The sequence below is a fragment of the Escherichia sp. KTE31 genome (assembly GCF_000407925.1).
Taxonomy (GTDB): Bacteria; Pseudomonadota; Gammaproteobacteria; order Enterobacterales; family Enterobacteriaceae; genus Escherichia; species Escherichia ruysiae.
Genome location: NZ_KE136722.1, coordinates 390,683 through 412,752, shown reverse-complemented (window position 1 = coordinate 412,752; position 22,070 = coordinate 390,683). Strand labels below are relative to the sequence as shown.

General features: G+C 52.6%; 21 protein-coding genes. 12 read left to right on the top strand and 9 right to left on the bottom strand.

Annotated elements, in window-relative coordinates:
- Positions 1 to 4: 4 nt before the first annotated feature.
- Positions 5 to 1,810 (bottom strand): glutathione-regulated potassium-efflux system protein KefB, encoded by a 1,806-nt coding sequence (gene kefB, locus WES_RS18950; RefSeq protein ID WP_000399149.1) that lies wholly within the window; start codon positions 1,808 to 1,810, stop codon positions 5 to 7.
- Positions 1,810 to 2,361 (bottom strand): glutathione-regulated potassium-efflux system ancillary protein KefG, encoded by a 552-nt coding sequence (kefG, locus tag WES_RS18955; RefSeq protein WP_010357561.1) that lies wholly within the window; start codon positions 2,359 to 2,361, stop codon positions 1,810 to 1,812. Before kefG ends, kefB begins: the two co-directional genes overlap by 1 nt.
- Positions 2,362 to 2,491: 130 nt before the next feature.
- Between kefG and WES_RS18960 the strand changes: the two genes are divergently transcribed.
- From WES_RS18960 to WES_RS18975, 4 genes are read left to right on the top strand one after another with little or no spacing between them, the layout of a single operon-like run.
- Positions 2,492 to 4,405: an ABC transporter ATP-binding protein gene (locus WES_RS18960; protein WP_016159512.1), complete on the top strand. Its 1,914-nt coding sequence runs from the start codon at positions 2,492 to 2,494 to the stop codon at positions 4,403 to 4,405.
- Entirely contained in the window at positions 4,405 to 5,427 is a 1,023-nt protein-coding gene (locus WES_RS18965; RefSeq protein ID WP_016159513.1) for a hydrolase, read from the top strand. Before WES_RS18960 ends, WES_RS18965 begins: the two co-directional genes overlap by 1 nt.
- On the top strand, positions 5,421 to 5,639 hold the full coding sequence (locus WES_RS18970; RefSeq protein WP_000907085.1) for a YheU family protein: 219 nt from the start codon (positions 5,421 to 5,423) through the stop codon (positions 5,637 to 5,639). Before WES_RS18965 ends, WES_RS18970 begins: the two co-directional genes overlap by 7 nt.
- 53 nt (positions 5,640 to 5,692) lie before the next feature.
- Positions 5,693 to 6,562 (top strand): phosphoribulokinase, encoded by an 870-nt coding sequence (locus WES_RS18975; RefSeq protein WP_001274700.1) that lies wholly within the window; start codon positions 5,693 to 5,695, stop codon positions 6,560 to 6,562.
- 54 nt (positions 6,563 to 6,616) lie between these two features.
- Here the strand turns inward: WES_RS18975 and WES_RS18980 are convergent, their stop codons facing one another.
- On the bottom strand, positions 6,617 to 7,021 hold the full coding sequence (locus WES_RS18980) for an OsmC family protein (protein ID WP_001148908.1): 405 nt from the start codon (positions 7,019 to 7,021) through the stop codon (positions 6,617 to 6,619).
- Between the two features lie 301 nt (positions 7,022 to 7,322).
- Here WES_RS18980 and crp point away from each other — a divergent pair, with 301 nt between their 5' ends.
- Complete coding sequence (gene crp / locus WES_RS18985; protein ID WP_000242755.1) at positions 7,323 to 7,955, top strand: cAMP-activated global transcriptional regulator CRP; 633 nt, start codon at positions 7,323 to 7,325, stop codon at positions 7,953 to 7,955.
- A 50-nt stretch (positions 7,956 to 8,005) separates the two neighbouring features.
- On the top strand, positions 8,006 to 10,096 hold the full coding sequence (locus WES_RS18990; protein ID WP_016159514.1) for a YccS/YhfK family putative transporter: 2,091 nt from the start codon (positions 8,006 to 8,008) through the stop codon (positions 10,094 to 10,096).
- Positions 10,097 to 10,187: 91 nt separating this feature from the next.
- On the opposite strand, the gene argD is transcribed toward WES_RS18990, so the two are convergent.
- From argD to ppiA, 5 genes are all read right to left on the bottom strand, one after another.
- Positions 10,188 to 11,408, bottom strand: a complete 1,221-nt coding sequence (gene argD / locus WES_RS18995) for a bifunctional acetylornithine/succinyldiaminopimelate transaminase (protein WP_016159515.1) — start codon at positions 11,406 to 11,408, stop codon at positions 10,188 to 10,190.
- 85 nt (positions 11,409 to 11,493) lie between these two features.
- Positions 11,494 to 12,057 carry an aminodeoxychorismate synthase component 2 gene (gene pabA, locus WES_RS19000; RefSeq protein WP_016159516.1) on the bottom strand — a complete coding sequence of 188 codons (564 nt, stop codon included), beginning with the start codon at positions 12,055 to 12,057 and terminating at the stop codon, positions 11,494 to 11,496.
- A 31-nt stretch (positions 12,058 to 12,088) separates the two neighbouring features.
- Positions 12,089 to 12,691, bottom strand: a complete 603-nt coding sequence (locus WES_RS19005; protein ID WP_001280620.1) for a putative adenosine monophosphate-protein transferase Fic — start codon at positions 12,689 to 12,691, stop codon at positions 12,089 to 12,091.
- Positions 12,681 to 12,848, bottom strand: a complete 168-nt coding sequence (locus WES_RS19010; protein WP_000736855.1) for a YhfG family protein — start codon at positions 12,846 to 12,848, stop codon at positions 12,681 to 12,683. The genes WES_RS19005 and WES_RS19010 overlap by 11 nt, the downstream gene beginning before the upstream one ends.
- A gap of 104 nt (positions 12,849 to 12,952) precedes the next feature.
- Positions 12,953 to 13,525 carry a peptidylprolyl isomerase A gene (ppiA, locus tag WES_RS19015; RefSeq protein ID WP_000477213.1) on the bottom strand — a complete coding sequence of 191 codons (573 nt, stop codon included), beginning with the start codon at positions 13,523 to 13,525 and terminating at the stop codon, positions 12,953 to 12,955.
- A gap of 264 nt (positions 13,526 to 13,789) precedes the next feature.
- Between ppiA and tsgA the strand changes: the two genes are divergently transcribed.
- The 6 genes from tsgA (at position 13,790) to WES_RS19045 (ending at position 20,867) form a co-directional block, all read left to right on the top strand.
- Positions 13,790 to 14,971, top strand: a complete 1,182-nt coding sequence (gene tsgA, locus WES_RS19020) for an MFS transporter TsgA (protein ID WP_000185241.1) — start codon at positions 13,790 to 13,792, stop codon at positions 14,969 to 14,971.
- Positions 14,972 to 15,231: 260 nt separating this feature from the next.
- Positions 15,232 to 17,775: an NADPH-nitrite reductase large subunit gene (gene nirB, locus WES_RS19025; protein WP_000049233.1), complete on the top strand. Its 2,544-nt coding sequence runs from the start codon at positions 15,232 to 15,234 to the stop codon at positions 17,773 to 17,775.
- A complete protein-coding gene (nirD, locus tag WES_RS19030; RefSeq protein WP_000084764.1) occupies positions 17,772 to 18,098 on the top strand; it encodes a nitrite reductase small subunit NirD in 327 nt (108 codons plus the stop codon). Before nirB ends, nirD begins: the two co-directional genes overlap by 4 nt.
- A 124-nt stretch (positions 18,099 to 18,222) precedes the next feature.
- Positions 18,223 to 19,029 carry a nitrite transporter NirC gene (gene nirC, locus WES_RS19035; protein ID WP_000493563.1) on the top strand — a complete coding sequence of 269 codons (807 nt, stop codon included), beginning with the start codon at positions 18,223 to 18,225 and terminating at the stop codon, positions 19,027 to 19,029.
- Positions 19,030 to 19,047: 18 nt separating this feature from the next.
- Positions 19,048 to 20,421 (top strand): siroheme synthase CysG, encoded by a 1,374-nt coding sequence (gene cysG / locus WES_RS19040; protein WP_016159519.1) that lies wholly within the window; start codon positions 19,048 to 19,050, stop codon positions 20,419 to 20,421.
- Between the two features lie 278 nt (positions 20,422 to 20,699).
- Complete coding sequence (locus WES_RS19045; RefSeq protein WP_001031838.1) at positions 20,700 to 20,867, top strand: YhfL family protein; 168 nt, start codon at positions 20,700 to 20,702, stop codon at positions 20,865 to 20,867.
- 107 nt (positions 20,868 to 20,974) lie between these two features.
- Here WES_RS19045 and WES_RS19050 read toward each other — a convergent pair whose 3' ends face one another.
- Entirely contained in the window at positions 20,975 to 22,060 is a 1,086-nt protein-coding gene (locus WES_RS19050) for an aminotransferase class I/II-fold pyridoxal phosphate-dependent enzyme (protein ID WP_016159520.1), read from the bottom strand.
- Positions 22,061 to 22,070 lie beyond the last annotated feature (10 nt).

Genomic DNA, 22,070 nt, shown 5'->3' with positions numbered 1-22,070 from the left:
CCCTCTACTCAAATTCATCCCAGCCATCCATTTGGCGTCGTTCTTGTTGCATTTCACGCTGGAAAATCTCTTCCAGTTCGCGTCGGGCTTCCCTGGCGCGAGAAATTTGTACGGTATCAGCGTGCATCGGGATGAGTTCCCGCAGCATTCGCATATCCAGGCGACGAAAATGCAGTTGTGCCCGCTGCGCCTGGTGTGGATGCATACCTAGCGACACTAACGTCTTGCGCCCCAGCTCTAACGCACTGGAGAATGTTTCACGGGAAAACTGTGTCACCCCGGCCTGTAATAACTCATGTGCTTCGACACGTCCGCGCGCTCGCGCAAGAATATGCAAATGCGGGAAGTGCTGCTGGCATATTTCCACCAGCTTCATGGTGTCTTCCGGCTCGTTACAGGTAATGACGATAGACTCAGCGGCCTCTGCACCCGCAGAACGTAAAAGATCTACCTGTGTGGCGTCGCCGTAATAAACTTTGTAGCCATATTTGCGCATCAGGTTAACGGCGCTGATATCCCGCTCCAGCACGGTAATACGCATTTTATTCGCCATCAGTAAACGACCAATCACCTGACCAAAACGCCCAAAGCCCACGACAATGACCTGCGGTTTATCATCGTTGACCCACGGTTTTTCATCTTCTTCTTCCGTTCCGTTAAACTGGCGGGATAGCCATTTATCCACCAGCTTCATCAGCAGCGGCGTGGTCATCATGGAAAGCGTTACCGTCACCAGTAACAGCGCCATCTGGTCGCCCTGGAATAAGCGTTGTGAAGAAGCGGTAGAAAAGAGCACAAAGGCAAACTCACCGCCCTGACTCAGCACGCCAGCAAACTGCATCCGCTCAGAACTGCGCACGCCATACAGGCGCGCTAACAGATACAGCACGAGAATTTTCACCGCCACCAGCACGACCACGCTTATCACTACCCACAGCAGATGGGTATAAAGCACCCCGAGGTTAAGCGACATCCCGACGGAGATAAAAAATAGCCCGAGCAACAAGCCCTTAAACGGATCGATAGCCGTTTCCAGTTCATGGCGATATTCACTTTCCGCCAGCAGCACGCCCGCAATAAACGTACCGAGCGCCATAGACAGCCCCAGCGCATCCATAAACAACGCAGAACCCAGCACCAGCAGCAGCGTCGCGGCGGTGAACACTTCCCGAACGCCAGAAGCCGCAATAAAGCGGAATACCGGACGCAGCAAATAGCGCCCACCAATCAACATGCCGACAAATGCCAGCACCTTCATGCCGACCTTCATCCAGTCGAAATGTTCGTCTGCCGATCCCGCCAGCAGCGGCACTAACGCCAGCGCAGGGATCACCGCCAGATCCTGAAACAGCAGAACCGAAAACCCGAGCTGCCCGGATTCACTACGATTCATCCCTTTTTCACGCATCAATTGCAACGCCATTGCAGTTGATGACATCGCAAGCCCAATGCCACCGACCACCGCCGCCTGCCAGGCGAAATCCGTCAGCATCAATAATCCCGCCAGCAACGCCGCACTTAACAGCACCTGCGCCGCGCCTACGCCAAAAATCGAGCGCCGCAATTGCCAGAGCTTGGAGGGGTTCAACTCAAGCCCGATGATAAACATCAGGAATACCACGCCGAGTTCCGAAAAGTGGAGGATCTCATCGACGTCGCTAATAAACCCAAGCCCCCACGGGCCAATCGCAATCCCTGCCAGCAAATATCCCAACACAGCGCCAATACCCAGCCGCGATGCCAGCGGCACCGCAGCCACCGCCGCGAAGAGAAACAGCACTCCTGCGAGTAAAAAATCGGAACCTTCCATCAGCGGCCTCCTGGGGGCAGCGGATTTGCCAGCCAGTCACCGTAGGCTCTGGCGTGACTCGCCAGCTCCTGTGCGCTTTGCCGTCTCGCCCAGTAAATAATGATGGGGCTTAACCAATGCATCCGGCACATGCCCGCCGCCAGTTCAAAGGGGCGTAGAACATCGCTCATCGGGTAGCGATTCAGTGCGTCATAACGGTAAGCACTTTCCGGCTCACCGGTGGTGATCACGCTGCGCCAGTACTTTCCCGCCAGTTGATTTCCTCCCGGCCCACTGGCAAAACCACGGCTTAATACCCGGTCCAGCCACTCTTTCAGTAGCGCCGGGCAGCTATAGGTATAAAGAGGATGCTGAAAAACAATCACCTCGTGCCCGCGCAATAATGCCTGCTCACGGGGGATATCAATAAAAAAGTCGGGATAGTGCGCGTAAAGATCGTGCACGGTAACATTGCTGAGCTGCGTGGCCGGTTTAAGCAGTACCCGGTTTGCCACCGAGTCCTGAGATTCCGGATGGGCATACAGCAGCAAAACTTTCGCTGGCTGAGACATCATCCCCCTCCCGGTATGGTTTTTGTGTATAGTCGCTGTTTTGGGCTACCATTGCGCCCGGTGCGGCAGCTCGCCCATACATTACATTATCATAATGATAAGTTAACATAGTCTGAACATACGGCGCCTTATGATTGTTTTCTCCTCGTTACAAATTCGTCGCGGCGTGCGCGTCCTGCTGGATAATGCCACCGCCACCATCAACCCCGGCCAGAAAGTGGGTCTTGTGGGTAAAAACGGCTGCGGTAAATCTACCCTGCTGGCACTGCTGAAAAATGAAATCAGCGCCGACGGCGGCAGCTACACCTTTCCTGGTAACTGGCAACTGGCGTGGGTGAATCAGGAAACACCGGCGCTACCGCAACCTGCGCTGGAATATGTCATTGATGGCGACCGCGAATATCGCCAACTGGAAGCACAGTTGCATGACGCCAACGAACGTAACGACGGGCACGCCATCGCCACCATTCATGGCAAGCTGGATGCTATCGACGCGTGGAGTATTCGTTCCCGCGCCGCCAGCCTGCTGCACGGCCTCGGTTTCAGCAACGAACAACTGGAGCGCCCGGTGAGTGATTTCTCCGGTGGCTGGCGTATGCGTCTTAACCTCGCTCAGGCGCTGATTTGCCGTTCAGACTTGCTGCTGCTCGACGAACCGACGAACCACCTCGATCTTGATGCGGTTATCTGGCTGGAAAAATGGCTGAAGAGCTATCAGGGCACGCTGATCCTGATCTCCCACGACCGTGACTTCCTCGATCCAATCGTCGATAAAATTATTCATATCGAACAACAAAGCATGTTCGAGTACACCGGCAACTACAGCTCATTTGAAGTGCAGCGCGCTACCCGTCTGGCGCAGCAACAGGCGATGTATGAAAGCCAGCAGGAGCGCGTGGCGCATCTGCAAAGTTATATCGACCGTTTCCGTGCCAAAGCTACTAAAGCGAAGCAGGCCCAGAGCCGCATTAAGATGCTGGAGCGTATGGAGCTGATTGCCCCCGCGCACGTCGACAACCCGTTCCGTTTTAGCTTCCGCGCACCGGAAAGCCTGCCTAATCCGTTGTTGAAGATGGAAAAAGTCAGTGCGGGCTATGGCGATCGCATTATTCTCGACTCGATAAAACTTAACCTGGTGCCAGGTTCGCGCATTGGTCTGTTAGGCCGAAACGGCGCGGGTAAATCGACATTAATCAAACTGTTAGCCGGTGAACTTGCGCCAGTCAGCGGTGAAATTGGCCTGGCGAAAGGGATCAAACTCGGCTACTTCGCCCAGCATCAACTGGAATATCTGCGCGCCGACGAATCGCCGATTCAACATCTGGCGCGTTTAGCGCCGCAGGAGCTGGAACAAAAACTGCGTGATTACCTCGGCGGCTTTGGCTTCCAGGGCGATAAAGTGACGGAAGAGACGCGCCGCTTCTCCGGTGGGGAAAAAGCGCGCCTGGTGCTGGCGCTAATCGTCTGGCAGCGTCCGAATCTGCTGCTGCTCGACGAACCGACTAACCACCTTGACCTCGACATGCGCCAGGCACTAACCGAAGCGTTAATCGAGTTTGAAGGCGCGCTGGTTGTCGTTTCGCACGACCGCCATTTACTGCGTTCCACCACTGACGATCTCTATCTGGTTCACGATCGTAAAGTCGAACCGTTCGACGGCGATCTGGAAGATTATCAACAGTGGTTAAGCGACGTACAAAAGCAGGAAAACCAGACCGACGAAACACCCAAAGAGAACGCTAACAGCGCCCAGGCACGTAAAGATCAGAAGCGTCGGGAAGCGGAGCTGCGTGCGCAAACCCAGCCACTGCGTAAAGAGATCGCCCGTCTGGAAAAAGAGATGGAGAAGTTGAACGCACAGCTGGCGCAGGCGGAAGAGAAACTCGGCGATAGCGAACTGTACGACCAGAGCCGTAAAGCAGAACTGACCGCCTGCCTGCAACAACAAGCCAGCGCCAAATCAGGGCTGGAAGAGTGCGAAATGGCGTGGCTGGAAGCCCAGAAGCAACTGGAACAGATGCTGCTGGAAGGCCAAAGCAACTGATGGCGCAGATAACGACGACCGATGCCAATGAATTCAGCAGCAGTGCTGAATTCACCCCTATGCGCGGTTTCAGCAATTGTCATCTCCAAACCATGCTGCCGCGTCTGTTTCGTCGTCAGGTGAAATTCACCCCGCACTGGCAGCGACTGGAGTTGCCCGACGGCGATTTTGTCGATCTCGCGTGGAGTGAAGCTCCCGCACAGGCGCAGCATAAACCGCGTCTGGTAGTTTTCCACGGTCTCGAAGGCAGCCTTAATAGTCCTTATGCCCACGGTCTGATCGAGGCAGCGCAAAAGCGCGGCTGGCTGGGCGTGGTGATGCATTTTCGCGGTTGCAGCGGTGAACCAAACCGGATGCACCGCATTTATCACTCTGGCGAAACGGAAGACGCCAGTTGGTTTTTACGCTGGCTGCAACGCGAGTTTGGTCACGCGCCAACGGCTGCCGTCGGCTATTCGCTCGGCGGTAATATGCTGGCCTGTTTGCTGGCAAAAGAAGGCAATGAGCTCCCGATTGATGCGGCGGTGATTGTCTCTGCGCCGTTTATGCTGGAAGCCTGTAGTTACCATATGGAAAAGGGCTTTTCCCGCGTTTATCAGCGTTACTTACTGAACCTGTTAAAAGCCAATGCTGCGCGCAAACTGGCGGCCTACCCCGGAACGCTGCCGATTAATCTCGCACAGTTAAAATCGGTACGTCGAATCCGCGAATTTGACGATCTGATCACCGCCAAAATTCACGGCTACGCCGACGCTATCGACTATTATCGTCAGTGTAGCGCCATGCCGCTGCTCAATCGGATCGCCAAACCCACGCTGATTATTCACGCCAAAGACGATCCGTTTATGGATCATCAGGTGATCCCGAAACCGGAAAATCTCCCACCGCAGGTGGAGTATCAACTGACGGAACATGGCGGTCATGTTGGCTTTATTGGCGGTACATTACTTCATCCGCAAATGTGGCTGGAGTCACGCATTCCTGACTGGTTAACAACGTATCTGGAGGCGAAATCATGTTGATTCCCTGGCAAGACCTCTCCCCTGAAACGCTGGAAAATTTAATTGAAAGTTTTGTGTTACGCGAAGGCACCGATTATGGTGAACATGAGCGTACACTTGAACAGAAAGTCGCCGACGTCAAACGCCAGCTACAGTGCGGAGAAGCGGTGCTGGTATGGTCGGAACTGCACGAAACGGTCAATATCATGCCGCGCAGTCAGTTTCGCGAATAACCTGCAACCGTCGGCGGACGAGATAATAATGATAACCAGGTCATGGAGTTACTATGTCTGCCAAACATCCGGTCATTGCAGTAACAGGGTCCAGCGGCGCGGGAACCACCACCACCAGCCTCGCGTTTCGTAAAATATTCGCGCAGTTAAATCTGCGCTCAGCCGAGGTAGAAGGCGACAGTTTTCACCGCTACACCCGCCCGGAAATGGACATGGCGATCCGCAAGGCGCGCGATGCAGGACGGCATATCAGCTACTTCGGCCCCGAAGCTAACGACTTCGGCCTGCTGGAACAAACCTTCATTGAATACGGCCAGAGCGGCAAAGGGAAATCTCGCAAATATCTGCATACCTACGACGAAGCCGTACCGTGGAATCAGGTGCCTGGTACGTTTACCCCGTGGCAGGCGCTGCCAGAACCCACCGATGTGCTGTTTTATGAAGGTTTGCACGGCGGCGTGGTCACACCACAACATAACGTCGCGCAGCATGTGGATTTACTGGTTGGTGTAGTGCCTATCGTTAACCTGGAGTGGATTCAAAAACTCATTCGCGATACCGGCGAGCGCGGGCACTCGCGAGAAGCGGTGATGGACTCGGTAGTTCGCTCAATGGAAGACTATATCAACTACATCACACCGCAGTTTTCTCGCACCCATATTAACTTCCAGCGCGTCCCCACCGTTGACACCTCAAACCCCTTCGCCGCAAAAGGCATCCCATCGCTGGATGAAAGCTTTGTGGTAATCCATTTTCGTAATCTGGAGGGAATCGATTTCCCCTGGCTGCTGGCGATGCTGCAAGGCTCGTTCATTTCCCACATCAATACATTAGTGGTGCCGGGCGGCAAAATGGGTCTGGCAATGGAGTTAATTATGCTGCCGCTGGTGCAACGACTGATGGAAGGGAAAAAAATCGAGTAACTCTGCTATTAAGCCGGATAAAATACTCTCCGGCTTCACAACGGGATAGTTAAATCACGCGGCAACCACTTCATACGAGTGAGTAATATTCACCGCTTTCTCCAGCATCAACGCGACTGAGCAATACTTCTCGGCTGAGAGATCGACCGCACGCGCAACCGCTGCGTCTTTCAGGTCACGACCGGTGACGATAAAATGCAGATTAATGTGCGTAAACAGGCGTGGTGCCTCTTCGCGGCGTTCAGAGGTCAATTTTACTTCACAATCGACCACATCCTGACGCCCTTTTTGCAGGATAGAAACCACATCAATTGCGCTACAGCCACCTGCCGCCATCAACACCATTTCCATCGGACTTGGCGCTTTATCGCCAGAGTTGCCATCCATTAAAATCTGGTGACCAGAGGCGGACTCGCCCAGAAAGGTTAACCCTTCGACCCACTTCACACGCGCTTGCATAATCGAAACTCCATTGCGTCAATTTTCCTGACAGAGTACGCGTACTGACCAAATCGCGCAACGGAAGGCGACCTGGGTCATGCTGAAGCGAGACACCAGGAGACACAACGCGAAAGCTATGCTAAAACAGTCAGGATGCTACAGTAATACATTGATGTACTGCATGTATGTAAAGGACGTCACATTACCGTGCAGTTCAGTTGATAGCCCCTTCCCAGGTAGCGGGAAGCACATTTCGGCAATCCAGAGACAGCGGCGTTTTCTGGCTCTGGAGAAAGCTTATAACAGAGGATAACCGCGCATGGTGCTTGGCAAACCGCAAACAGACCCGACTCTCGAATGGTTCTTGTCTCATTGCCACATTCATAAGTACCCATCCAAGAGCACGCTTATTCACCAGGGTGAAAAAGCGGAAACGCTGTACTACATCGTTAAAGGCTCTGTGGCAGTGCTGATCAAAGACGAGGAGGGTAAAGAAATGATCCTCTCTTATCTGAATCAGGGTGATTTCATTGGCGAACTGGGCCTGTTTGAAGAAGGCCAGGAACGTAGCGCATGGGTACGTGCGAAAACCGCCTGTGAAGTGGCTGAAATTTCCTACAAAAAATTCCGCCAATTAATTCAGGTAAACCCGGATATTCTGATGCGTCTCTCCGCACAGATGGCGCGTCGTCTGCAAGTCACTTCAGAGAAAGTGGGTAACCTGGCGTTCCTCGATGTAACGGGCCGCATTGCACAGACTCTGCTGAACCTGGCAAAACAACCGGATGCCATGACTCACCCTGACGGTATGCAAATCAAAATTACCCGTCAGGAAATCGGTCAGATTGTCGGCTGTTCTCGTGAAACTGTGGGGCGCATTCTGAAGATGCTGGAAGATCAGAACCTGATCTCCGCACACGGTAAAACCATCGTCGTTTACGGCACTCGTTAATCCCGTCGGAGTGGCGCGTTACTGAGTAGCGCGCCATTTTGTTTAACCCGATGTGGCGCAGACTGATTTATCATCCCGATATCAACTATGCACTACGACAAACGCTGGTGCTATGTTTGCCCGTGGCCGTTGGTCTATTGCTTGGCGAATTAAGACTCGGGCTGCTCTTTTCCCTCGTCCCCGCCTGTTGCAATATTGCGGGGCTTGATACTCCCCATAAACGTTTTTTCAAACGTTTAATTATTGGTGCGTCGCTGTTTGCCACCTGCAGCTTGCTAACACAACTGCTGCTGGAAAAAGATATCCCCCTGCCATTTCTGCTGACGGGGTTAACGTTGATACTTGGCGTTACTGCCGAGTTAGGGCCATTACACGCAAAATTACTTCCCGCATCGCTGCTGGCAGCTATTTTTACCTTAAGTCTGGCGGGATACATGCCCGTCTGGGAACCGTTGCTCATCTATGCGTTAGGTACACTCTGGTATGGGCTGTTTAACTGGTTTTGGTTCTGGCTCTGGCGCGAACAACCGCTACGTGAGTCCCTTAGCCTGCTGTACCGTGAACTGGCAGATTATTGCGAAGCCAAATACAGCCTGCTTACCCAGCACACCGATCCTGAGAAAGCGTTGCCACCGCTTCTGGAACGCCAGCAAAAAGCGGTCGATTTAATTACCCAGTGCTATCAGCAAATGCATATGCTTTCCGCGCAAAATAATACCGATTACAAGCGGATGCTGCGCATTTTCCAGGAGGCGCTGGATTTACAGGAACACATTTCGGTCAGTTTGCATCAGCCGGAAGAGGTGCAAAAGCTGGTCGAGCGTAGCCATGCGGAGGAAGTTATCCGCTGGAATGCGCAAACCGTCGCCGCTCGCCTGCGCGTGCTGGCTGATGACATTCTTTATCATCGCCTGCCGACGCGTTTTACGATGGAAAAGCAAATTGGCGCACTGGAAAAAATCGCCCGCCAACATCCGGATAACCCTGTGGGGCAATTCTGCTACTGGCATTTCAGCCGCATCGCCCGCGTGCTGCGAACGCAAAAACCACTCTATGCCCGTGACTTACTGGCAGATAAACAGCGCCGAATGCCGTTACTCCCGGCGCTGAAAAGCTATATTTCCCTGAAATCGCCAGCACTGCGTAATGCCGGACGACTGAGTGTGATGTTAAGCATTGCCAGTCTGATGGGCACCGCGCTGCATCTGCCGAAATCCTATTGGATACTAATGACGGTATTGCTGGTGACGCAAAATGGCTACGGCGCGACTCGCCTGCGGATTGTGAATCGTTCTGTGGGAACCGTGGTTGGATTAATTATTGCAGGCGTTGCGCTGCACTTTAAAATCCCTGAGGGTTACACCCTGACGCTGATGCTTTTCACCACGCTCGCCAGTTACCTGATATTGCGCAAAAACTACGGCTGGGCGACGGTCGGTTTTACCATTACCGCTGTATATACCCTGCAACTGTTATGGCTGAATGGTGAGCAGTACATCATCCCCCGTCTTATCGATACTATCATCGGCTGTCTGATTGCCTTCGGCGGCACAGTGTGGCTGTGGCCGCAGTGGCAGAGCGGCTTATTGCGCAAGAACGCCCATGATGCCTTAGAAACTTACCAGGAGGCCATTCGTCTGATCCTCAGTAAAGATCCGCAACCTACGCCACTAGCCTGGCAACGAATGCGGGTTAATCAGGCGCATAACACCTTGTATAACTCATTGAACCAGGCGATGCAGGAACCGGCGTTTAACAGCCATTATCTGGCAGATATGAAACTGTGGGTAACGCATAGTCAGTTTATTGTTGAGCATATTAATGCCATGACCACGCTGGCGCGGGAGCACCGGACATTACCGCCGGAACTGGCGCAGGAGTATTTGCAGTCTTGTGAAATCGCTATTCAACGCTGTCAGCAGCGCCTGGAATATGATGAACCGGGTAGTTCTGGCGACGCCAATATCATAGACTCGCCAGAGATGCTGCCACACGAAGGCGCGTCTGGCACGCTGGAGCAGCATTTACAACGCGTTATTGGCCATCTGAATACAATGCACACCATTTCAGCGATGGCCTGGCGGCAGCGACCGCATCACGGGATTTGGTTGAGCCGGAAGTTACGGGATTCGAAGGCGTAATATCATCATTGCCAGAAGCAAACTGTAGGTCGGATAAGGCGTTTACGCCGCATCCGACATGCTTTGCCTGATGCGACGATGACACGTCTTATTACGCCCCAACCACCTTCGCCACCGCGCGGGCAAAACGCTGCATCCCTTCATCGATATCCGCATCTTCCACCACCAGCGATGGTGCAAAACGCATCACATCTGTCCCGGCGTTCAGCACCATTACGCCAGCCTCTGCGCCCGCATAAAGGAAATCGCGCGCCCGACCTTTGTACTGTGACTTAAGCTCGGCGCCAATCAACAACCCCATACCGCGAAGATCGCCAAACACATCGTACTGCTGATCTATCTTCTGCAAATGATCAACAAAACGCTGACGTTTCGCGCGAATGCCTTCCAGCACTTCAGAGGTATTGATGATATCAAAGGCCGCGCCCGCAACCGCACAGGCCAGCGGGTTACCGCCGTAGGTGGAACCGTGAGAACCAGGATGAAACGCAGAAGCAATCTCCGCCGTGGTCAGCATGGCGCTAATCGGGAAGCCGCCGCCTAACGCTTTCGCTGAGGTCAAAATATCCGGCGTCACGCCGTAGTGCATATAGGCAAACAGATCGCCGGTACGCCCCATCCCGCACTGCACTTCATCAAACACCAATAATGCCTGATGCTGATCGCACAGCTCACGCAAGCCCCGCAAAAACTCTGACGTCGCTGCCGTCACGCCGCCCTCGCCCTGAATCGGCTCAACCACTACCGCGCAGGTGTGATCATCCATCACTGCTTTCACTGCGTGGAGATCGTTAAAGGGAACGTGAATGATGTCTGCCGGTTTTGGCCCAAAGCCGTCGGAATATTTCGGCTGCCCGCCCACCGAGACGGTAAACAGCGAGCGACCATGAAAAGCGTTATGGAAGGCAATAATTTTGGTTTTGAATGGGCTATGACGCACACAGGCGTAATGGCGTGCCAGTTTAAAGGCGGTTTCGTTAGCTTCCGTGCCGGAGTTCATAAACACCACGCGTTCGGCAAACGTTGCCTCAATCAGTTTGCGCCCAAGACGCAGCGCCGGTTCATTGGTGAAAACGTTACTGATATGCCACAGAGTTTCGCCCTGGGTTTTTAACGCGTTCACCAGCGCAGGATGGCAATGGCCCAACGCCGTAACTGCAATGCCACCCGCGAAATCGACATACTCCTTGCCTTGCTGATCCCAGATTCGGCTGCCCTGGCCTTTTACCGGAATGAACTCTGCCGGAGCATAAATCGGCAGGATCACTTCATCGAAAGTCGCGCGTGTAATTGCTGTTTGTTCAATTGCCATCTCATGATCACCCTGTTACGCATAAATAAATGTGAAATTATAATCACAAAATATGCATAAAAAATCACTGAATGGCAATCAGAAATCAGCGATGCAGGAAATTAGCCAGCAGTTGATGTCCTTGTTCGCTCAGAATACTTTCCGGATGGAACTGCACCCCTTCCAGATCCCACTGGCGATGGCGAATCCCCATAATCTCGCGGGTTTCACTCCAGGCAGTCACTTCAAAACACGCTGGTAATGAGCCAGGTTCCACTACCAGCGAATGGTAGCGTGTCACGGTAAGTGGATTTGCCAGCCCCCGAAATACGCCCTCACCGTTATGTGTAATCGGCGAGGTTTTGCCGTGCATGACCTTTGCGGCGCGCACAACTTTGCCGCCAAATGCCTGTGCCATTGCCTGATGACCGAGGCAGACGCCAAGAATCGGCAAGCGCCCGGCGTAGTGGCGGATAACCTCAAGGGAGATTCCGGCTTCATCGGGCGTACAGGGGCCTGGCGAGATGACAATTTTCTGCGGCTTTAGGGCGTCGATATCCGCCAGCGTCAACGCATCGTTGCGCTTAACCAGCACATCCGCCCCCAGTTCACAAAAGTACTGGTAGAGGTTCCAGGTGAAAGAATCGTAGTTATCAATAAGCAGGATCATGGCGGCTCCGGTACGAAAGAACCGCGCTATTTTACTCAGATTCCCCGGCTTCGCTTACCACTTTGCTAAATATCGTCTGCAGCGCAGAGAGATCGCCCATAGCCCCACTCTGATTAGCCTGATTCCAGGTCTCTTTTTCGATACCCTGCCAGCTCAGTTGATAACCCGCATGAATCGCCAGTTGCTCGAAGAAGATCCGCTGTGCCAGACCACTTCCTGCACGGAATGGATGCAGGACATTGATTTCACAATAGTAATGCGCCAGCCGCTCGACGAACTTCGCTTTCTCAAGACCGACCAGATAACCTTCTTCCTCCAGATCCTGCATCAGGGCATTGCCCTCTTTTTCAATATAGGCAAAGTGGCAGAACGGTGTATCCCCCTGATAAATATCGACTTCACGCAGTTGCCCCGCCCAGTCGAAAATATCCTGATACAGCTGGCGATGAATAGCACGCAAATGCGGTAAACCACGCACCAATGGACCAAGCTCAATGGTCGCGGCACGCAGCGCCGTCATTTCGTAAGCCGCCTGCTCCAGCCGCTGCTGTTGGCGGATATCCAGCCGATTACGCATGATATCGAGGCCAGGATAGAGATACGGGTCGCGCCCTTCGCCGAATTTATCGCTCATAGTGCCTCCTTAGCTCTTCAAGGCGCACCAAAGCCTCAGCGGCAGTCAGTGTCACCAAAGGGATCTCAACACCTTCGAGACGACGGCTGGCCTGAAAATTACGATTACGCTGAAGCTCCCAGAGGCGGGACTTTTGCTTATCGGTGAGTTTCTTCACTTAATGCCTCCCTGAACGTGTCCGTTTGCCACAAGTATAAGCGGCAAATCCGGGTTACGCCGGAAGAGCAGAAGCGCGGGCAAAATTGCCCGCGCGAGAAATCGTTACGGCAGGACTTTAGCAGAAAGGATAACTACTGGCTTTGACGGCACATTCTGGTATGGACCAACGTCATGAGTCGGCACCTGGGAAATCTTATCGGCAACGTCCATACCTTTCACCACTTTACCAAAGACGGCGTAGCCGAAATCACGCTGACCGTGGTCGAGGAAGGCATTGTCGGCCACGTTGATAAAGAACTGACTGGTTGCGCTGTCTTTGTCCGCAGTACGCGCCATAGCAATAGTGCCGCGCGTATTGCGCAGACCGTTATCAGCTTCATTTTTGATTGGCGGATTTGGTTTTTTCTGCTGCATCTGCTCGGTAAATCCACCGCCCTGAATCATAAAGCCAGGGATAACGCGGTGAAAGGTGGTGTTGTTATAAAAACCACTGTTCACATAATCGACAAAGTTTTGCACTGATACCGGTGCTTTCTGGCTATCCAGCTCCAGTTCGATATTACCAGCAGAGGTTGTTAACAATACGTGCGGGTCCCCTTTCGCTGCCATTGCTACGGGTGAGAGAGCAGAAAGAGCGAAAACAGCTACGAAAGCTGCCAGGGTCGATTTGAACATGAGATTTCCTTAACAGAGCAGAAAAAAAGCAAGTGGAGAGATTCTAAATAGCCTTCAATGACAAGGCCATTCCTTTACCTAATTTTACGTACTTGAAATATATGTAACCTGATGATCACTTTTATTTTGTGATCAGAATCACTTTAAATATTGCAAATTAGCAACCGTTTGCAATTAAATATTTAATCAGATCACAAAATCACCTAAAATCCCCCGCTCGCAGCATATCCACTATGCCATTTTATCTTTTAACGCAGGCCAATCATGACTAACAGCAATCGCATCAAGCTCACATGGATTAGCTTTCTTTCCTACGCACTGACCGGTGCGTTGGTTATTGTCACCGGGATGGTGATGGGAAATATCGCCGATTATTTCAATCTGCCTGTTTCCAGTATGAGTAACACCTTCACCTTCCTCAATGCCGGCATTTTAATCTCTATCTTCCTCAACGCCTGGCTGATGGAAATTGTCCCGCTGAAAACGCAGTTACGTTTTGGCTTTCTCCTGATGGTGCTGGCGGTTGCCGGTTTGATGTTCAGCCACAGCCTGGCGCTGTTCTCGGCGGCGATGTTCATCCTTGGGGTGGTCAGCGGCATCACCATGTCGATTGGTACATTCCTGGTAACGCAAATGTATGAAGGGCGCCAGCGCGGTTCCCGTCTGCTGTTTACCGACTCCTTCTTCAGTATGGCAGGGATGATTTTCCCGATGATCGCCGCATTTCTGCTGGCGCGCAGCATTGAGTGGTACTGGGTTTATGCCTGCATCGGGCTGGTGTACGTCGCTATTTTTATTCTGACCTTCGGCTGTGAGTTCCCGGCGCTGGGCAAACATGCGCCAAAAGCTGACGCTCCGGTAGCGAAAGAAAAGTGGGGGATCGGCGTGCTGTTTCTCTCGATTGCTGCGCTGTGCTACATCCTCGGTCAGTTAGGTTTTATCTCCTGGGTGCCAGAGTACGCCAAAGGTCTGGGCATGAGCCTGAACGATGCGGGTACGCTGGTGAGCAACTTCTGGATGTCGTACATGGTCGGCATGTGGGCGTTCAGCTTTATTCTGCGTTTCTTTGACCTGCAACGTATTCTGACCGTGCTGGCAGGCCTGGCTGCGATTCTGATGTATGTCTTTAACACCGGAACACCAGCGCATATGGCGTGGTCTATTCTTGCTCTGGGCTTCTTCTCCAGCGCAATCTATACCACCATCATCACTCTGGGTTCCCAGCAGACAAAAGTGCCGTCGCCAAAACTGGTTAACTTCGTACTCACCTGTGGAACCATCGGCACCATGCTGACCTTTGTGGTTACTGGTCCGATCGTAGAGCATAGCGGTCCACAGGCGGCGCTGCTCACTGCAAACGGTCTGTACGCTGTGGTATTCGTGATGTGCTTCCTGTTAGGCTTTGTCAGCCGTCACCGTCAGCACAACACCCTGACCTCTCATTAATTACCAATGCCGGGCGGCACTTTCGTCGTCCGGCTTTTCCTCTCATCTCCCGCAACGTGCCTTCATCTCTATAAATGCTTTCATTTTGTCTGTTTTTTGCACAAACATGAAATGTCAGACAATTCCGTGACTTAAGAATATTTATACAAATCAGCAATATACCTCTTAAGGAGTATATAAAGGTGAATTTGATTTGCATCAATAAGTGGGGTTGCTGAATCGTTAAGGTAGGCGGTAATAGAAAAGAAATCGAGGCAAAAATGAGCAAAGTCAGACTCGCAATTATCGGTAACGGTATGGTCGGCCATCGCTTTATCGAAGATCTTCTTGATAAATCTGATGCGGCCAACTTTGATATTACCGTTTTCTGTGAAGAACCGCGCATCGCTTATGACCGCGTACACCTCTCGTCTTACTTCTCTCACCACACCGCCGAAGAGCTGTCGCTGGTGCGCGAAGGCTTTTACGAGAAACACGGCATCAAAGTTCTGGTCGGCGAACGCGCTATCACCATCAACCGTCAGGAAAAGGTGATCCACTCCAGCGCCGGGCGTACCGTTTATTATGACAAGCTGATCATGGCGACCGGTTCCTACCCGTGGATCCCGCCGATCAAAGGTTCTGATACTCAGGACTGCTTTGTTTATCGCACCATTGAAGACCTCAACGCGATTGAATCCTGCGCCCGTCGCAGCAAGCGCGGTGCCGTTGTTGGCGGAGGCCTGTTAGGTCTGGAAGCCGCTGGCGCACTGAAAAACTTAGGCATTGAAACCCACGTTATCGAATTTGCCCCGATGCTGATGGCGGAACAGCTTGATCAGATGGGCGGCGAGCAGCTACGTCGCAAAATCGAAAGCATGGGCGTACGCGTTCACACCAGCAAAAATACCCTTGAGATTGTGCAGGAAGGTGTTGAAGCGCGTAAAACTATGCGTTTTGCCGACGGTAGCGAGCTGGAAGTTGACTTTATCGTCTTCTCTACCGGTATCCGTCCGCGCGATAAGCTGGCAACCCAGTGTGGTCTGGACGTTGCTCCGCGTGGGGGTATCGTAATCAATGATTCCTGCCAGACTTCCGATCCGGATATCTACGCTATCGGTGAATGCGCAAGCTGGAACAACCGTGTATTTGGTCTGGTAGCACCAGGCTACAAAATGGCGCAGGTCGCCGTCGACCACATTCTCGGTAGCGAAAACGCCTTTGAAGGCGCTGACCTTAGCGCCAAGCTGAAACTGCTGGGCGTGGACGTTGGCGGTATTGGCGATGCGCATGGTCGTACACCAGGCGCGCGTAGCTATGTTTACCTCGACGAAAGCAAAGAGATCTACAAACGCCTGGTTGTCAGCGAAGACAACAAAACCCTGCTCGGTGCGGTACTGGTGGGCGATACCAGCGATTACGGCAACCTGCTGCAACTGGTGCTGAACGCTATCGAACTGCCAGAAAACCCGGATTCCCTGATCCTGCCGGCGCACTCTGGTAGCGGTAAGCCGTCTATCGGTGTTGATAAACTGCCGGACAGCGCGCAAATCTGTTCCTGCTTCGACGTCACCAAAGGCGACCTGATTGCTGCTATCAACAAAGGCTGCCACACCGTTGCGGCGCTGAAAGCCGAAACCAAAGCCGGTACTGGCTGCGGCGGCTGTATCCCACTGGTAACTCAGGTACTGAATGCGGAACTGGCGAAACAGGGTATCGAAGTTAACAACAACCTGTGCGAACACTTTGCTTATTCGCGTCAGGAACTGTTCCATTTGATCCGCGTTGAAGGCATTAAAACCTTCGAAGAACTGCTGGCGAAACACGGCAAAGGCTACGGTTGTGAAGTTTGTAAACCGACCGTCGGTTCGCTGCTGGCCTCCTGCTGGAACGAATACATTCTGAAGCCGGAACATACTCCGCTGCAGGATTCTAACGACAACTTCCTCGCTAACATCCAGAAAGACGGCACCTACTCGGTGATCCCGCGTTCTCCGGGCGGTGAAATCACCCCGGAAGGACTGATGGCAGTGGGTCGTATCGCGCGTGAATTTAATCTCTACACCAAAATCACCGGCTCCCAGCGTCTGGCAATGTTTGGCGCACAGAAAGACGATCTGCCGGAGATCTGGCGTCAGCTGATTGAAGCCGGCTTCGAAACCGGTCATGCCTATGCGAAAGCACTGCGTATGGCGAAAACCTGCGTGGGTAGCACCTGGTGCCGCTACGGCGTTGGCGACAGCGTCGGCCTCGGCGTGGAACTGGAAAACCGCTACAAAGGCATCCGTACTCCGCACAAAATGAAGTTTGGTGTCTCTGGCTGTACCCGTGAATGTTCAGAAGCTCAGGGTAAAGACGTGGGTATCATCGCCACCGAAAAAGGCTGGAACCTGTACGTTTGCGGTAACGGCGGCATGAAACCGCGTCATGCGGATCTGCTGGCGGCGGATATCGATCGCGAAACGCTGATCAAATATCTCGACCGTTTCATGATGTTCTACATCCGTACCGCCGACAAACTGACGCGTACCGCGCCGTGGTTAGAAAACCTCGAAGGCGGTATTGATTACCTGAAAGCGGTGATCATTGACGACAAACTGGGGCTGAATGCACATCTGGAAGAAGAGATGGCGCGCCTGCGTGAAGCGGTAGTGTGTGAGTGGACTGAAACGGTAAATACGCCGTCTGCGCAGACTCGCTTCAAACACTTCATCAACAGCGATAAGCGTGACCCGAACGTGCAGATGGTGCCAGAGCGCGAACAGCACCGTCCGGCAACGCCGTATGAACGTATCCCGGTAACTCTGGTGGAGGACAACGCATGAGCCAGTGGAAAGACATCTGCAAAATCGATGACATCCTGCCTGAAACCGGCGTCTGCGCGCTGTTAGGTGACGAGCAGGTAGCCATTTTCCGCCCGTATCACAGCGACCAGGTGTTTGCGATCAGCAACATCGATCCGTTCTTCGAATCCAGCGTGCTGTCACGCGGGCTGATTGCGGAACACCAGGGCGAGCTGTGGGTTGCCAGTCCACTGAAAAAACAGCGTTTTCGCTTAAGCGACGGTTTGTGCATGGAAGACGAACAGTTTTCCGTCAAGCATTACGAAGCGCGAGTGAAAGACGGCGTGGTACAACTGCGCGGTTAATGTTTTAACGGGAGGCGCAATGCCTCCCCTTTTTGCATTGTCCTGTAATGACCTTCGGTATATTGCAGGGCATTTTTTAAACTTTTTGTTTTATTTTTTGTTTTTATTTTTAAAGGATAATCAAATGTTTACAGACACTATTAATAAGTGTGCGGCTAACGCTGCGCGCATTGCACGCCTGTCGGCAAATAACCCGCTCGGCTTCTGGGTCAGCTCTGCAATGGCGGGCGCGTATGTGGGTCTTGGGATCATCCTGATTTTCACGCTCGGTAACCTGCTCGATCCATCTGTTCGTCCTCTGGTGATGGGCGCGACCTTTGGTATCGCCTTAACGCTGGTCATTATCGCCGGTTCTGAACTGTTCACCGGACACACCATGTTCCTCACCTTTGGGGTGAAAGCGGGCACCATCAGCCACGGGCAAATGTGGGCAATCCTGCCGCAAACCTGGCTGGGTAACCTGGTCGGTTCCGTCTTTGTTGCCATGCTTTATAGCTGGGGCGGCGGTAGCCTGCTGCCGGTAGATACCAGCATCGTTCACTCCGTCGCGCTGGCTAAAACCACTGCACCGGCAATGGTACTGTTCTTCAAAGGCGCATTGTGTAACTGGCTGGTTTGCCTTGCAATCTGGATGGCGCTGCGCACTGAAGGTGCGGCGAAATTTATCGCTATCTGGTGGTGTCTGCTGGCATTTATCGCGTCCGGCTACGAGCACTCCATCGCTAACATGACGCTGTTCGCCCTCTCCTGGTTTGGCAACCACAGCGAAGCCTACACGCTGGCGGGTATTGGTCATAACCTGCTGTGGGTGACGCTGGGTAATACTTTATCGGGTGCCGTATTCATGGGATTGGGTTATTGGTATGCTACGCCGAAAGCGAATCGTCCGGTTGCGGACAAATTTAATCAAACTGAAACGGCTGCAGGTTAATCAGTAAGGGGTTTTTACGTGGATCATTTGCCTATATTTTGCCAATTACGCGATCGCGACTGTCTGATTGTCGGCGGTGGTGATGTTGCGGAACGCAAAGCAAGGTTGCTGTTAGACGCAGGCGCTCGCTTAACGGTGAATGCATTGGCGTTTATTCCACAGTTCACCGCATGGGCAGATGCAGGCATGTTAACCCTCGTCGAAGGGCCATTTGATGAAAGCCTTCTCGACACCTGCTGGCTGGCGATTGCCGCGACGGATGATGACGCGCTTAACCAGCGCGTCAGCGAAGCCGCTGAATCTCGCCGCATCTTCTGTAACGTGGTCGATGCGCCAAAAGCCGCCAGCTTCATTATGCCGTCGATTATTGACCGCTCACCGCTAATGGTAGCGGTCTCCTCTGGCGGTACATCTCCGGTTCTGGCGCGCCTGCTGCGCGAAAAACTCGAATCACTGCTGCCGTTGCATCTGGGCCAGGTAGCGAAATATGCCGGGCAGTTACGCGGTCGGGTGAAACAAAAGTTCGCCACGATGGGCGAGCGTCGCCGTTTCTGGGAAAAATTGTTCGTTAACGACCGCCTGGCGCAGTCGCTGGCGAATAACGATCAGAAAGCCATTACTGAAACGACCGAACAGTTAATCAACGAGCCGCTCGACCATCGCGGTGAAGTGGTGCTGGTTGGCGCCGGCCCTGGCGATGCCGGGCTACTGACGCTGAAAGGTCTGCAACAAATTCAGCAGGCAGATGTGGTGGTCTACGACCGTCTGGTTTCTGACGATATTATGAATCTGGTACGCCGCGATGCTGATCGCGTTTTTGTCGGCAAACGCGCGGGATACCACTGCGTACCGCAAGAAGAGATTAACCAGATCCTGTTGCGGGAAGCGCAAAAAGGCAAACGCGTGGTGCGTCTGAAAGGCGGCGATCCGTTTATTTTCGGACGTGGTGGCGAAGAGCTGGAAACACTGTGCAACGCGGGCATTCCGTTCTCGGTGGTTCCGGGTATTACCGCAGCTTCCGGTTGCTCTGCCTATTCGGGTATTCCACTTACGCATCGCGATTATGCTCAGAGCGTACGCTTAATTACCGGACACTTAAAAACCGGTGGTGAGCTGGACTGGGAAAACCTGGCAGCAGAAAAACAGACGCTGGTGTTCTATATGGGGCTGAATCAGGCTGCGACTATTCAGCAAAAATTGATTGAACACGGAATGCCAGGCGAAATGCCAGTGGCGATTGTCGAAAACGGTACGGCAGTAACGCAACGCGTGATTGACGGTACGCTCGCACAGTTGGGCGAGCTGGCGCAGCAAATGAACAGTCCGTCTTTGATTATTATTGGCCGGGTCGTTGGTCTGCGCGACAAATTAAACTGGTTCTCAAACCATTAATTAAATAAAATTTTAATCAAGGTCGGATATTTCCGACCTTTTTTATTCACAATAATCATCATATTAATTTTTATCTTCAGCAGACATAAAACAACTTTTTAACCAATTTGTTTTTTAACAACCACCCACAGTTACAGTGGCTTACAAATATAATCGAAATATTAATAGTCCACACACTGACGTGTAATAGATATTCCTGTATTGTTTCTAACGAGCAGCTTGCTTATATTCACATAATTAATGAATATTACTCGATATATTTTACATAGGGAATGAAAATGAATAAATTTATTAAAGTAACACTGGTAGGTGCAGTACTGGCTACATTAACTGCATGTACTGGTCATATTGAAAACCGTGACAAGAACTGCTCTTACGATTACCTGCTGCACCCGGCAATTTCTATTTCTAAAATCATTGGTGGCTGCGGTCCGACTGCACAGTAATCTCTTAACATAAATCGGTTAATACCGGTTTAATTGTCTGACGCCCTCTGTTTTCATCAGAGGGCGTATTTGTTTTTACCTTGCCTTTGAAAATATCGTTCACAACATTAAACGCTGGCAATACTCTCACGCAAAATCCGCAGCACCGTCTCTTCACCACTACGATTCGGATTAATGCGAATCGCACAATGTTCTAATTGCGGATTCGCCTGGCGAAACGTTCCGGAAAGGCGATAAAAGAGCGGCGGGATCTCATATTTCGACTCCGCGCCCACCGGATACGGCAACGCACCGCGTTTCTGCGCTTCTTCCAGCACCCTGGCGGCAATTGGCTGATGAAACTCCACAATCAACACTTTCGACTGCGCATTGGCAATGACGGCACTTTTAACTTCCGGCACCGCGCCGCCGTTAAGTAAAGCCAGCAATCGTTCAGAGACCACCGCCTGCACCGCGTGCATCACCGGCGCGAAAACCAGCCCACGCAAGACTTCCAGCGCCTGAGCGCCCTGAATCTGGCTGCCGCCGGAGTAAAGCGTGGCGCGAATACGGTTGATAACGTCAGCATCGCCTACCACCGCGCCAACACCCTCTGGCCCAAACAGCTTGAAGCAGGAAAATGTCGAGACATTCGACCCGCATTCGCAGCCGATTCGCGCTACCTTCATTACCGCATAGTTATCATCGGTTAACGCAGGAACGCCAGCCGAGCGCAACGTTGCCAGCACATCTGCCAGAATGTAGCGATCCTGCGGCTGCTGGCGCGTATGCTGCACCAGCGCTGCATCAGGTTGTTGCTCGTCTACGACCTGCTTAAGTGCCGATAGATCATTGAAATCAACAGTAATAAGCGTCAGCCCCATCTGTTCAATGATGACGCGTGTCGTCGGATAAACGGGCGCGTCATGCACCAGAAGACGCTGCCCTGGTTTAAGCAAAGCCGCCAGCCCGGCACGAATCGCTCCTGTGCCAGCGCCTTGCACCAGCACCGCCGCTGGCGCGTGAAACGCATCAGCCAGCACCTGCTCCACACGCTGGGTAATGCGCGGTTGATTCAGCCCCGGCGTTAATCCCAAATCACCGCAGGTAAGAAATTCGCTACCAGGAAAATGGCGACAAATGCTATCCACCAGCGCAAACTGCTTCTGCTGCGCTTCAGCAATGGTCAGACTTTTCAGAGGAAACGTCTTCATAAGTGCATTC